Origin of the sequence: Streptomyces sp. NPDC001068, from assembly GCF_042897315.1 — a bacterium.
GTDB lineage: Bacteria > Actinomycetota > Actinomycetes > Streptomycetales > Streptomycetaceae > Streptomyces.
The window spans coordinates 469,656-481,925 of sequence record NZ_JBIAYD010000008.1 but is presented as its reverse complement, the minus strand read 5'-3'; the positions used below and the strand labels follow the sequence as shown (position 1 = coordinate 481,925).

Annotated in this window: 6 protein-coding genes and 1 pseudogene; 3 read left to right on the top strand and 4 right to left on the bottom strand. The window is 73.2% G+C overall.

The genetic code is table 11. The features are described 5' to 3' along the window. Positions 1-486 precede the first annotated feature (486 nt). Positions 487-1,035 carry a MarR family winged helix-turn-helix transcriptional regulator gene (locus ACFY3I_RS24730; RefSeq protein ID WP_390862705.1) on the bottom strand — a complete coding sequence of 183 codons (549 nt, stop codon included), beginning with the start codon at positions 1,033-1,035 and terminating at the stop codon, positions 487-489. Between the two features lie 152 nt (positions 1,036-1,187). On the opposite strand from ACFY3I_RS24730, the gene ACFY3I_RS24725 reads away from it, so the two are divergent. Next, the gene (locus tag ACFY3I_RS24725) at positions 1,188-2,447 is read left to right on the top strand and encodes an MFS transporter (RefSeq protein ID WP_390862724.1); all 1,260 of its coding nucleotides are present in this window, start codon (positions 1,188-1,190) and stop codon (positions 2,445-2,447) included. Between the two features lie 45 nt (positions 2,448-2,492). Here ACFY3I_RS24725 and ACFY3I_RS24720 read toward each other — a convergent pair. Both ACFY3I_RS24720 and ACFY3I_RS24715 read right to left on the bottom strand, forming a co-directional pair. Beyond that, positions 2,493-4,140: pseudogene (locus ACFY3I_RS24720) on the bottom strand (SpoIIE family protein phosphatase). Between the two features lie 181 nt (positions 4,141-4,321). Then, the gene (locus tag ACFY3I_RS24715) at positions 4,322-5,698 is read right to left on the bottom strand and encodes an NAD(P)/FAD-dependent oxidoreductase (RefSeq protein WP_390862703.1); all 1,377 of its coding nucleotides are present in this window, start codon (positions 5,696-5,698) and stop codon (positions 4,322-4,324) included. A 397-nt stretch (positions 5,699-6,095) separates the two neighbouring features. Here ACFY3I_RS24715 and ACFY3I_RS24710 point away from each other — a divergent pair, with 397 nt between their 5' ends. Beyond that, positions 6,096-6,863, top strand: a complete 768-nt coding sequence (locus ACFY3I_RS24710; protein ID WP_390862701.1) for a TetR/AcrR family transcriptional regulator — start codon at positions 6,096-6,098, stop codon at positions 6,861-6,863. Positions 6,864-7,130: 267 nt separating this feature from the next. Further along, positions 7,131-9,008, top strand: coding sequence for a sigma-70 family RNA polymerase sigma factor (locus ACFY3I_RS24705; RefSeq protein ID WP_390862699.1), 1,878 nt, complete (start codon positions 7,131-7,133; stop codon positions 9,006-9,008). Here ACFY3I_RS24705 and ACFY3I_RS24700 read toward each other — a convergent pair. Then, complete coding sequence (locus ACFY3I_RS24700; protein WP_390862697.1) at positions 8,995-12,270, bottom strand: BTAD domain-containing putative transcriptional regulator; 3,276 nt, start codon at positions 12,268-12,270, stop codon at positions 8,995-8,997. The two genes, ACFY3I_RS24705 and ACFY3I_RS24700, sit on opposite strands and share 14 nt — an antisense overlap.

Here is a 12,270-nt window from a genome sequence, read left to right as displayed (position 1 = left end):
CTTCCTTTGTACTCACCCTCTCGGGCTTTCCTCCGGGCTTCCCTTCGTTCTTGCGTTTCCGACTCTATCAGATCTTTCCGATCCGATTTCCTCGGTGCTTTCCAGGTTTCCGCTCTCGCGTTTCCCTTTCCGGCGGTTCCGACTCTATCAGATCCTTTCGGCGTCTGATTCCCAGTCAGCGGGTGTTGTCTTCCCGGCTGTTGGGCCGTTCCGACGTCTCAAACCTTAGCGGATCCGCCTCCCGTTGCCCAATCGGGCCTTAGTGGCTCGACCGGACAGCACGGAGACCCGAAATCGAATTGAATTCGGGCGCGCCGAAATCAACCCGGTCGGGAGATCGTACTGATGGTTTGTGTGCCGCTCATGCGGCGGAGGTGCTGCCGGAGAACCGTTACGGCTCCGTGGCAACCCGAAGAACTTTACGGATCAGCCAGGGGGGTGTCAAGTACCCCCTGTCAAGATTTTTTCCCGGCCTCGTGACCTGCGTCAGTCCAGGTCGGTGAGGCGGCCGCCGGCGTCGGGCTGGGCGTGCTCCACGCGACGCAGCAGCCTGGTGAGGACCTCGCCGAGCACGCCACGCTCCGCCGACGTGAGGTCCTGGAGGAGCTCCTCCTCGAAGACCGAGGCGAGGCGCATCGCCTCCAGCCACTTCTCGCGGCCCTCGGTGGTCAGCTCGACGATGACCCGGACGCGGTTGGACTCGTCCCGCTCCCGGGTGACCAGCCCCTCGGCGACCATCCGGTCGATCCGGTGCGTCATCGCGGCCGGGGTGAGGCCGAGCCGCTTGGCCAGTTCGCTCGGGCCCAGGCGGTAGGGGGCGCCGGACAGGACGAGGGCCTTGAGGACCTCCCATTCGGCGTTGCTGATGCCCAGGCCCGCGGTCTGGCGGCCGTAGGCGACGTTCATCCGGCGGTTGAGCCGGGACAGCGCCGAGACGACCTTCTCGACCTGGGGGTCCAGGTCCTGGAACTCGCGCTGATAGGCGGCGATCTGTTCGTCGAGAGTCGGCTCGCCGGCGCCGGTGGTGTCGGCCATGCCCGCAGTATCGCACGAACGACCTTGGCGTTGAAGTCCTTCGTCATGTAGTCTTTAGCTTCGAACTTTAGCTTCTAAGTCTTCAGACTTCAGTAGTCCGCTGACTTGACGACCTGAGAGAGGTGAACGTGACCAGGGCGATGGGCGCAGCGATGCGCCGGATCCACGTGGGCAACGCACTCAGCGCGTTCGGGCTCGGCTTCACCGTCCCCTACCTGTACGTCTATGTGGCGCAGGTGCGGGGACTGGGGGCCATGACGGCGGGTTTCGTGCTCGCCGTCTTCGCCGTGGCCGCGCTGATCGTGCTGCCGTTCGCCGGCCGGGCGATCGTGCGGCGCGGCCCCCTGCCGGTCCTGCTCACCGCTCTGGTCACGGCCGCGATAGGTGCGCTGAGCCTTGGGCTGGCCGGCCACGCGGGGACCGTGCTGGCCGCGGCCGCACTGCTCGGGGCCGGGCAGGCCGTCATGCAGCCGGCACTGGCGACGATGATCGTGGACTGCTCGACGTCGGAGACCCGGTCGCGGGCGTTCGCGATGCAGTTCTTCCTGCAGAACCTGGGGCTGGGCGTCGGTGGTCTCATCGGCGGCCATCTGGTCGACACCACCCGGGTCTCCTCGTTCACGCTCCTGTTCGCGATCGAGGCGGCGATGTTCCTGCTGCTGGCCGCGGTGATGTCGACGGTGCGGATTCCGCACGCGCCGCGGATCGCGGGTGCTCCGGCGCCGTCGGCGCGGGGCGCCTGGAAGCAGCTGCTCGGGAACCGGGCGATGGTGCAGCTGAGTGTGCTGGGCTTCGTGCTGTTCTTCGCCTGCTACGGACAGTTCGAGTCCGGGCTGAGCGCGTACGGCGTCGAGGCGGCCGGGATATCGACGTCCGCGCTGGGGACGGCGCTGGCCGCCAACACTCTGATGATCGTCGTCGCCCAGTTCGCCGTGCTCAGGTTCGTGGAGCGTCGACGGCGGTCCCGGGTGATCGCGGTGGTCGGTCTGATCTGGGCGGTCGCCTGGGTCACGGCGGGGTACGCGGGACTCGGACACGGCAGCCGGGAGATGGCGACGGCCGCGTTCGTGTCGACCTACGCGCTGTTCGGGCTGGGCGAGGCGATGCTGTCACCCACGGTCGCCCCGCTGGTGGCCGACCTGGCACCGACGGGCCTGGCCGGTCAGTACAACTCGGCGTTCGCCCTGGTGAAGCAGCTCGCGCTGGCGGTCGGCCCGGCGGTGGGCGGCCCGCTGGCGGCTTCGCTGCCCGCGCCGTACATCGTGACGTTCCTGCTGTTCTCGCTGGGGATCAGCGTGCTGGCGGTACGGCTCGGGCGGCGGCTGACCCCCGCGCAGGACCGGCCGTGGCTCGCCTCGAAGAGCGTGGTCGTGGCGAGGGGCGGCACCGCCGCGGAGTCCGTCTCCGCGTAGGGGCGCGACCGGCTCCCGCTCGTCCGCGGCCGGAGCCCGGCCCTCTCACCCCTTCGGCAGCAGGAACTCGCACCAGACGGCCTTCCCGCCCCCGGGCGTTCTCCTCGACCCCCATCCCGAGGCGATCGTCGCCACGATCGCGATGCCGCGCCCCGACTCGTCCCCCGGTTCCGCGCGGCGCCGGCGCGGCAGGTGGTCGTCGCCGTCCGTCACCTCGATGATCAGGCGGCGGTCGGTGCGACGGAGTCGCAGCCGCATGGGCGGGGTGCCGTGCTGGAGCGAGTTGGCGACCAGCTCGCTCGTGGCGAGGACGCCCAGGTCGTGGAGTTCGACCGGGAAACGCCAGCTGGTCAGGACGCCGGAGGCGAACGCCCGCGCGCGCGGCGCCGCCTCGACACCGCCGAGGAGTTCCAGCGCCGCGTTTCGGAACAGCTCGCCGTCGTGGCCGGTGCGCGCCGGATGCTGGAGGACCAGGACGGCGACGTCGTCGTCGTGGTCGGCCGTGACTCCGGCGGAGCGGACCAGGCGGTCGCAGACGACCTGCGGGGTGCCGGTCGCTCCGGCCAGCGCGCGTTCGAGTGCCGCGATGCCCTCGTCCAGGTCCTCGTTCCGGCGTTCCACCAGGCCGTCCGTGTAGAGGACGGCCGTGGAGCCGGGGCCGAGCGGCACCGAGCCCGAGGAGTGGATCCAGCCGCCGGTGCCGAGCGGCGGGCCGGTCGGCTCGTCGGTGCGCAGCACGTTGCCGGTCTCGTCGCGGACCAGGATCGGCAGGTGGCCGGCCGAGGCGTAGACCAGTCGCCCCTCGTTCGGGTCGTGGACGGCGTAGACGCAGGTGGCGATCTGGTTGGGGTCGATCTCGGTGGCGAGTCCGTCGAGGAGCTGGAGTACCTCGTGCGGTGGCAGGTCCAGGCGGGCGTAGGCGCGGACCGCGGTACGGAGCTGGCCCATGACGGCCGCCGCCCGCACGCCCCGGCCCATCACGTCGCCGATGACGAGGGCGGTACGGCCGCCGCCGAGGGTGATGACGTCGTACCAGTCGCCGCCGACCGCGGCCTCGGTGCCGCCGGGCTGGTAGGTCGCGGCGATGCGGAGGTCGTCCGGCTGTTCGAGTTCCTGCGGGAGCAGGCTGCGCTGGAGGGTCACGGCCGTCTCGCGCTGGCGTCGCTCGCTGGCGCGCAGCCGCTCGGCCGCCTCCGCGTGGTCGGTGACGTCGGTGGCGAAGAGGAGGACGCCGCCGTCGTGGTCGGCGTTCTCGGCGACGGGTGTGCAGGTGAACGTGTAGGTGCGGCCGTCGAGTGCCTTGCGCGACTTCAGGGTGCGGGGTCTGCCGCTGCGCAGGACCTGGTCGAGGAGGGGGAGGAGGCCGAGTTCGGCGAGCTCGGGCAGGGCGTCGCGGGCGGGGGCGCCGGGGGGGGCGTACGCCGAAGGCCGTCGTGTAGGCGTCGTTGACGTACGCGATGTGGTGGTCGGGGCCGTGCACCAGGGCGACCAGGGCCGGGACGCGGTCCAGGACGTCGCGGGCGGGCAGTTCGTCGACGGCGGGCACACAGGGCGGGTCGTCGGCCAGTTGTTCGACGCGGGCGGCGGGCACGGAGCCGTCCCCTCGTCGGTCCGGGGAGACCGTGTGTTCGGTCCGCGCTGCGGCGCGGCGCTGCGTTCCGGGGAGCCGGGCGCTCCAGCGCGTGAAGTTCACGAATCCTTGCCTCGTGTCGTCGTCTCCGGCCTGCTACGGGAGCGGCCGGGGGCCGGGGGATGTCCCCCGGTGCAGTTCTGGGAAAGAGCCTTGTGCTCGGTCGGGGGGCAGTCTGGCAGGGTGGCCGTCGGCGGCGACATCCGTCAGACGCCGGGGCGGGCCGTGGAGTTCCTGAGTTCCGTCAGGACGACCCGTTCGAGTCGTCGGAGGGACTGTGAGGAGGCTTTCCACCGGCCGCGAGTTCGAACTCCGCTCGGGGATGTTCGAGTGAGCCGAGCGAGACGATCTCCCGTTTGAAGAGTCCGGCGAGGATCCATTCGGCGAGCACCCGGGCCTTGCGGTTGAAGGTGGGCACCCTGCTCAGGTGGTAGACACGGTGCATGAACCAGGCAGGGTAGCCCTTCAGCTTGCGCCCGTAGACCTGGGCGACTCCTTTGTGCAGCCCCAGAGAGGCGACGGAGCCCACGTAGGCGTGGGCGTAGGTGTCCAGGGGTTCGCCGCGCAACGCGTGGACGACGTTGTCACCGAGGATCTTGGCCTGGCGCACCGCGTGCTGGGCGTTGGGGGCGGTCTCGGTACCCGGTTCGGCGGCGGTGACGTCGGGGACGGCGGCGGCGTCGCCGGCGGCCCACGCGTGGTCGACGCCGTCGATCGTCAGCTCGGCGGTGCATTTCAGCCGCCCGCGCGGGGTGAGCGGCAGGTCGGTGGCGGCGAGCACGGGGTGCGGTTTGACACCGGCCGTCCAGACGAGCGTGCGGGTCGGGAAGCGCTGGCCGTCGCTGAGGACGGCGACGCGGTCGGCGACGGATTCCAGGCGGGTCTCCAGCAGCACCTGGATGTTGCGGCGGCGCAGTTCGGTGACGGTGTAGCGGCCCAGTTCGTGGCCGACCTCGGGGAGGATCCGGTCGGTGGCCTCGACGAGGATCCACTTCATGTCCTCGGGCTGGACGTTGTGGTAGTACCGCGTGGCGTAGCGGGCCATGTCCTCCAGTTCGCCGAGAGCCTCCACGCCCGCGTAGCCGCCGCCGACGAAGACGAAGGTGAGGGCCGCGTCGCGGATCGCGGGGTCGCGGGTGGAGGAGGCGATGTCCATCTGCTCGATGACGTGGTTGCGCAGCCCGATGGCCTCCTCGACGGTCTTGAAGCCGATGCCGTGTTCGGCGAGACCGGGGACGGGCAGCGTGCGCGCGATCGAGCCGGGCGCGAGGACCAGTTCGTCGTACTCGAGGAAAGTGGCGCCTTTTCGCTCCTCGGCGGTGGCGAGGGTGGTGACCTCGGCGGTGCGCGCGGCGTGGTCGACGGACGTCACCTCGCCGATGACGACATGGCACCGGTCCAGAACGCGTCGCAGGGGTACGACGACATGACGAGGGGAAATCGAACCCGCGGCCGCCTCGGGCAGGAACGGCTGGTACGTCATGTAGGGATCGGGGGTGACGACGGTGATGTCGACCTCGTCCCGCCTGAGCTCCGCCTTCAGCCTCCGCTGGAGCCGCAGGGCCGTGTACATCCCGACGTAGCCGCCGCCGACAACGAGAATGCGCGCACGTTCCTTCACCGTCCCATGACGCACCCGTGACTCTTGTTTGTCCACAGCCCCGGCAACTTGTGTGACCGGCGGGCCGCCGCGGGGCGCATCCGGCGCACGGTCAGGAGCGGACGAAAGGGGCCAGGTCAGTGGGGGCGGGCGAGGGGGCGCGAAGCCAGCGAATCGGGATCTATGCGACCCGTACTCCGATCGGGGGGCGCTCCGTGCGGAACGTCCCCCTTCTGAATTGACAGCCTCTCAACTATGTTCGTGTGTCGACGGGGTGTAGGGGATGTGGCCGAACGGTCCGCGACAGGCGGGTCCGCCCGGCCGACGGCCGGTGGACCGGCGACAGTTCCACTCGCTCCGGCTTTCACAGTGCGGGGAGCGTCTCCGGGGGGAGACGTCATTAACCGGGGGAACACAGATGCATATTCAGGACACTCATTGGGCATCGGCTTCCGCGCTCGCGACGGGCGGCGGAACGGTGAGCGCGGCGGCGGGCAGCGGACGCGGCGACGGGCCGCGCACGACGCCGCTGCGGGTGGACGCACAGCGCAATCTGGAGCACGTGCTGCGTGCGGCACGCGAGGTCTTCGGCGAACTGGGTTACGGCGCGCCGATGGAGGACGTGGCGCGGCGGGCCCGGGTGGGGGTCGGCACCGTGTACCGGCGCTTCCCCAGCAAGGACGTGCTGGTCCGGCGGATAGCCGAGGAGGAGACCTCCCGGCTGACCGATCAGGCGCGGGCCGCGCTCGGCCAGGAGGACGAACCGTGGTCGGCGCTGTCCCGCTTCCTGCGCACGTCGGTGGCGTCGGGGGCGGGGCGGCTGCTGCCGCCGCAGGTGCTGCGTGTCGGGGTGCCGGAGGAGGTCGGCGGCTCCGTGGCCGGCGTCGAGGAGGCCCGGGTGCCGCACCAGCGGACCCAGTCCGGCGCGGGCGAGCTGCGGCTGGTGTCCGAGGAGCCGGAGCTGCCGGCCGACGACGACGCGGGCGCGGGCGCGCTGCTCGAGGTCGTCGGACGACTGGTGGAACGGGCGCGTGCGGCAGGCGAGTTGAGGCCGGACGTGTCGGTGTCCGACGTGCTGCTGGTGATCGCCACGGCGGCTCCCTCGCTGCCCGACCCGGCACAGCAGGCGGCTGCCTCGTCACGGCTGCTGGACATCCTGCTGGAGGGACTGCGGTCCCGGCCCTGACGCTGCTGGTGCCGGTGCCTGTACCGGTGCCGGTGCCGGTGCCGGTGCCGGTCGACGGCCGGTCGGCGCGGAGCCCGCACCCCCTCGCGGGGGGACGGGCTCCTGTCCCTCGCGCTTCCCCTCACGGGTGAAGATCGGTGCACCGAGCTGACCCGTGCGCTCGGACGAGTGGTAGGTCCGTCACTCCGGGGGCTGGACAAAAGCCGATGTGGCACTCTGACCCGGTGATTCGGTCGGGTTGGGCTGGGGCGTCGGGGGCGTGCCGCGATGAGCGTTGACGGGTGGGACGAGTCCGCCGGTGAGGAACTGACCTCGCAGCAGGTGCCCAGCCAGGGCGGGCGGGCCGGTGTACCGCCCGCCGAGGAACCGCCGGAGGGGAACGTTCCGGCACAGCGGAGCGGCAGCCTCCTCCCGCCGCCGCGTGAACGGCCCCCAGCCGACAGCCAGTTGATCGAGCGGATGCGGGGCGGCGACGACTCCGCGTACGAGGAGCTGTACCGGCGGCACGCGGACGCGGTACGGCGCTATGCGCGCACCTGCTGCCGGGACGGACACACCGCGGACGACCTCACCGCCGAGGTGTTCGCGCGGATGCTGCAGGCGGTGCGCGGCGGGTCCGGTCCCGAGTACGCCGTGCGCGCCTATCTGCTCACCTCCGTCCGGCGGGTCGCCGCGCAGTGGACCAAGTCGGCCCGGCGCGAGCAACTGGTCGACGACTTCGCCCTGTTCGCCGCGCAGTCCGCGCGGAACCCGGAGGCCGCCGGCGACGACACCCTCGACCTCGGCGCCGACGTGCGCGCGATGCACGAGGCCGAGCAGTCGATGGCGATGCAGGCCTTCCGTTCGCTGCCCGAGCGCTGGCAGGCCGTGCTGTGGCACACCGAGGTCGAGGACGAGTCGCCGAGCGAGGTGGCCCCGCTCTTCGGGCTGGACGCCAACGGCACCCGCGTCCTGGCCAGCCGCGCCCGCGAGGGACTCAGGCAGGCCTACCTCCAGGCCCATGTGAGCGCCTCCCTCGTCGACGACGAGGAGTGCGCCCGCTACGCCGACCAGCTCGGCGGCTACGCCCGCCGCAAGCTGCGCATCCGCGCGGAACGGGGGCTGCGCAAGCACCTGGAGGAATGCGCCAGGTGCCGGCTGGCAGCCGCGCAGATCGAGGAGGTCGCCGCCGGGATCCCGGCCGTCGTGCCGGTCGCGGTCATCGGCTGGTTCGGTGCCGCCGGATACGCCAAGGCGCTCGGGATCATCGCCGGCGGCGCCGGAGCGGGGGCCGCGGGCGCGGCCGCCGCGGCGGGCGGTTCGTCCGGCGGTGCGGGCGGTGGCGGGGGTGCCGCGGCCTCGGAGGGGCTGGGGGCGTCGGTGAAGGCCGGTATCGCGGCAGGGGTGGTCGCCGTGGCCGCCGCCGCGCTGGCCCTCGCCCTGGTGAACGACGGCCATCCGGCCAAGGAGGCCGCCCGTCCGGCCCCGTCCGCGCCGGCGGTGGAGCCGGGGGCACCGACCCCCGCCCCCACCCCGCCGAAGCGGCCGCCGCACCCCGAGCCGGTCGTCCTCGCCCCCGAGCCGACCCCGCGGCCCACCCCGAGCCCGACCCCGAGCCCGAAGCCGTCCCCCACACCGAGCCCCGCGCCGAAGCCGACCCCCGCTCCCGTGCCCAGGCCCGCCCCCACCCCGACGCCGACACCCACCCCGGTGCCCGTTCCGCCGCCCGCCCCGGTCGTCTACCGGTGGAGCGAGCTGCGCTTCGACGTCACCGGCGACGGCACCCGGCCCGAGATGCGGCTCGGCGAGAGCAGCTGGGTGTGGCAGCGGTACGGGGAATCGGTGGCCGGCGAACGGTACGCGAACGGCGTCACCGTGCACGGCTGGTCCTCCGTCACCATCGACCTCAACCGCGAGTGCACCGCCTACGACGCGATGGCCGGCGTCGACGACATGACGCTCGGCCTCGGCAAGGTCGTCTTCTCCGTCTACGCCGACGGGCAGCGGCTGTGGCGGTCCGGGACGGTCGAGGGCGGCCAGGCGGCCGTACCCGTGCACGTGGACCTCACCGGACAACGGACCGTGCGTCTGGTCGTCGAACCGGGGACCGGTCTGGACTCGGTGGCACTCGCCGACTGGGCCGATTCGAGGTTCAGCTGCAACTAGCGGGGCCCGTGGGCGTCCCGCCCAGTTCGCGCAGCACGTCCTCCTCGGTGAGTGACGCGCCCCGGGTGCGCTCGGCGGCGTAGCGCTCGGCGGTCAGCGCCGCCCGGGCCGCGGCGTCGATCCGCTCGGCGCGGCCGCGCTCCGGCTCGGCACGGGCGCCGCCGGCCCGCCAGTGGTCGGTTGCGGCGAACAGCCGTACCGCGCCGGCCAGATCGCCGAGCCGGGCCAGCAGGTCGGCGCCGACGTCCGCCAGCGCCGCCGTGATCACCTCGGCGCACCGGGCCGCCATCGCCTCGCGCAGCCCGTCGGCCACGATCGGCAGTCCCCGTCGCGGGCCCTGCTCCTGGGCCACGATCAGGGCCTCGACGGCCCGGAACCCCGCCATGAACTGGGGCGGCGGGGTACCGCCCAGCGTCGCCGCGCGGGCGGCCTCCCAGAACTCCCGCGCCCCGGCGACGTCCCCCTCGTCCTGGGCCATGTGCGCCCGCAGCAGTGCCACGAACGCCTGCGACTCCGCCACCGCGTACCGTTCGGAGGCCTCGCTCGCCCGGTCCAGGGTGGCCCGTGCGGTCTCCCGGTCGCCGGACCGGTAGGCGATCTCGGCGAGCCGGGCGATCAGGAACGGCGTCTCGGCGTGCGCGCCGACCTCGCCGGCCAGCCGCAGCGCCTCCTCGTACTCGCCCTCCGCCTCCCGGTACAGGCCGCGCGCCATGGCCGCCTCGCCGGCCGCGCTGCACACCTGCGCCCACATCCAGCGGTCCCCGACCCGCCTGCTGAGGATGCGCAGCTCCGCCAGGTCCTCGTCGACGCCCCGTAGATTGCCGGGCGAGTCGACCAGGACGTGGGCGCGGTACATCAGGGTGACGCCGACCTCCCAGTCGCCGCCGTACACACGGCAGTTGGCGACGACCGCGGCCATGTCGGGGCCGACGTCAGCCGAGTTGCCGAGGAACCAGGCGGTGAGCGGCCAGATGAGGCCCGGCAGCCGGGCGGACCGGGGACCGCCCTTCTCGAAGGCGGCCCGGACCAGCGCGATGTACTTCGGGGCCCGCTCGTCCGCCACCAGGCCGCCGGCCGAGGGGGACTCCGACGCGAGCAGCAGGTCGAACAGCCGCAGGTCCATGCGCAGTTCGTACAGCGGGTGCCCGGCCTCGGCGTCCGGAGCGGCCAGCAGGACGCCCACCGGGTCCGCCGCGTCGGCCGCCGCGCCCAGTTCCTCCGGGCCCGCGCCGTCCGGCAGGGCGTCCCTGGCGATGCCCAGACGCAGCACCGCGCCCATCCAGGCGACGGCCTCCAGGCGGTAGTTCCGCAGCCACCAGAACCAGCTGACGGCGAGGACGATCCGGCCCGCGAGTTCCTCCTCGCCCGTGCGTACCGCGCGGGTGAGCGCGGCACGGATGTTGTCGAGGTCGGTCTCCAGGCGGCCGATCCACGGGATCTGGTCCGCGGACCGCAGCTTCGGCGCCGCCTCCTCCACCAGCGTCCGCACCCACGTGCCGTGCCGGCGTTCGGCCGCCGCGCGCAGCCCCGGGACCTCGGCGGCCCGCTCGACGGCGTACTCGTGGATGGTCTCCAGCATGCGGTAGCGCATACCGCCGGCGCCGTCCGGTGCGGCGACGACCAGGGACTTGTCGACGAGGGCACCGACGAGGTCGGCGACGGGACCGCTGCACACGGACTCCGCGGCCGCCAGGTCCCAGCCGCCGGCGAAGACGGACACCTCGCGCAGGACCGTCCGCTCCCGCTCGTCCAGCAGGTCCCAGGACCAGTCGACGACCGCGCGCAGGGTCTGCTGGCGGGGCAGGACCGTGCGGCTGCCGGAGGTGAGCAGGCGGAATCGGTCGTCCAGCCGGTCCGCGATCTGCCGGGGCGTGAGCAGCCGCAGCCGGGCCGCCGCGAGTTCGATGGCCAGCGGCAGGCCGTCCAGACGGCGGCAGATCTCGTCGACGGCGGTCCGGTCGTCCGGCGCGCCGCCCGGGTCGGGGCGGACGGTGGCGGCGCGTTCCTCGAAGAGCCGGTGCGCCTGCTCGGGGGCGAGGGGCTCGACCGGGCGCACCGACTCGCCGGGGACGCCGAGGGGTTCACGGCTGGTGGCGAGGATGGTGAGCCCCGGGCAGTGGGTGAGCAGGGTCTCCGCGAGGGTGGCCGCCGCCTCGACGACGTGTTCGCAGTTGTCGAGGATCAGGAGTTGGCTGCGTCGCGCGCAGTACTCGACGAGCAGGGCCGTGGGGTCGGCCTGCGGGGCCGCCAGTTCGTTGGTCAGGAGCACGGTCTCGCGCAGGCCGAGCGCGCTGACCACCGCGCCGGGCACCGCCTGCGGCCGGTCGAGCGGGGCGAGCTCGACGAGCCATGCCTGCGGGAGCCCGGCGGCGGCCTCCTCGGCGAGACGGGTCTTCCCGGAGCCGCCCGGTCCGGTGAGGGTGACGAGGCGGGCCCTGCGCAATTCGGAACGAACCGCGTCGAGTTCGGGTTCCCGGCCCACGAAGGAGGTCAGCCGTGGACGCAGGTTGCCGGTGCGGGGCCCCGGTGCGGCCGGCGGGGCCGGGTCCCGGCTCAGCAACGACGCGTGCAGGGCCCGGAGTTCCGGACCGGGGTCGGTACCGAGGCCTTCGGCGAGGGCGCGGCGGGCGGCCTCGTACCCGGCGAGCGCGTCCGCCGGGCGGCCGGTGTCCCGCAGGGCGCGGATGAGCAGGGCGTGCAGCGTCTCGTCGTACGGGTGCGCCGCGGTCAGCGCGGTGAGTTCCGGTACGACGTCGGAGGCGCGGCCGAGGCGGAGGGCGGCGGCGGCGCGGCCGCGGATGGCCTCCAGCCGGAGCGCCTCGGGGCGGGCGGCGGCCGTCGCCCGGTCGGGGAGGTCGGCGAGGGCGGGGCCGCGCCACAGCGCGAGCGCCTCGGTGAGCAGGCGGTGCGCGGCGGCCGGTTCGGGGGCGGCGGTGCCTTCGCGTACCAGGCGTTCGAAGACGTGCAGGTCGACGTCGTCCTCGGCGGCGTCCAGCCGGTAGCCGCCGGGCGTGGAGGCGATGCTGCCCCGGCCGAGGACGCGGCGGACCCTGCCGACCAGGGCCTGGAGGGCGGCCGGGGCGTCCAGCGGCGGGTCGTCGTCGGCCGCCCAGATCTCGTGGATGAGGGTCTCGGGGGTGAGGGTGCGGCCGGGGCGGAGGGCGAGGACGGTGAGCAGCGCGCGCAGGCGTGGGCCGCCGACGGGTATGGGCGCGCCCTGGTCGTCGACTGCCTGGGTCACACCGAGGATTCGGTACCGCAC

Coding starts and splice junctions, on each gene's coding strand:
- ACFY3I_RS24730 (WP_390862705.1), bottom strand. CDS start 1,035: ATGGCCGACACCACCGGCGCCGGCGAGCCGACTCTCGACGAACAGATC.
- ACFY3I_RS24725 (WP_390862724.1), top strand. CDS start 1,188: ATGCGCCGGATCCACGTGGGCAACGCACTCAGCGCGTTCGGGCTCGGC.
- ACFY3I_RS24710 (WP_390862701.1), top strand. CDS start 6,096: ATGCATATTCAGGACACTCATTGGGCATCGGCTTCCGCGCTCGCGACG.
- ACFY3I_RS24705 (WP_390862699.1), top strand. CDS start 7,131: ATGAGCGTTGACGGGTGGGACGAGTCCGCCGGTGAGGAACTGACCTCG.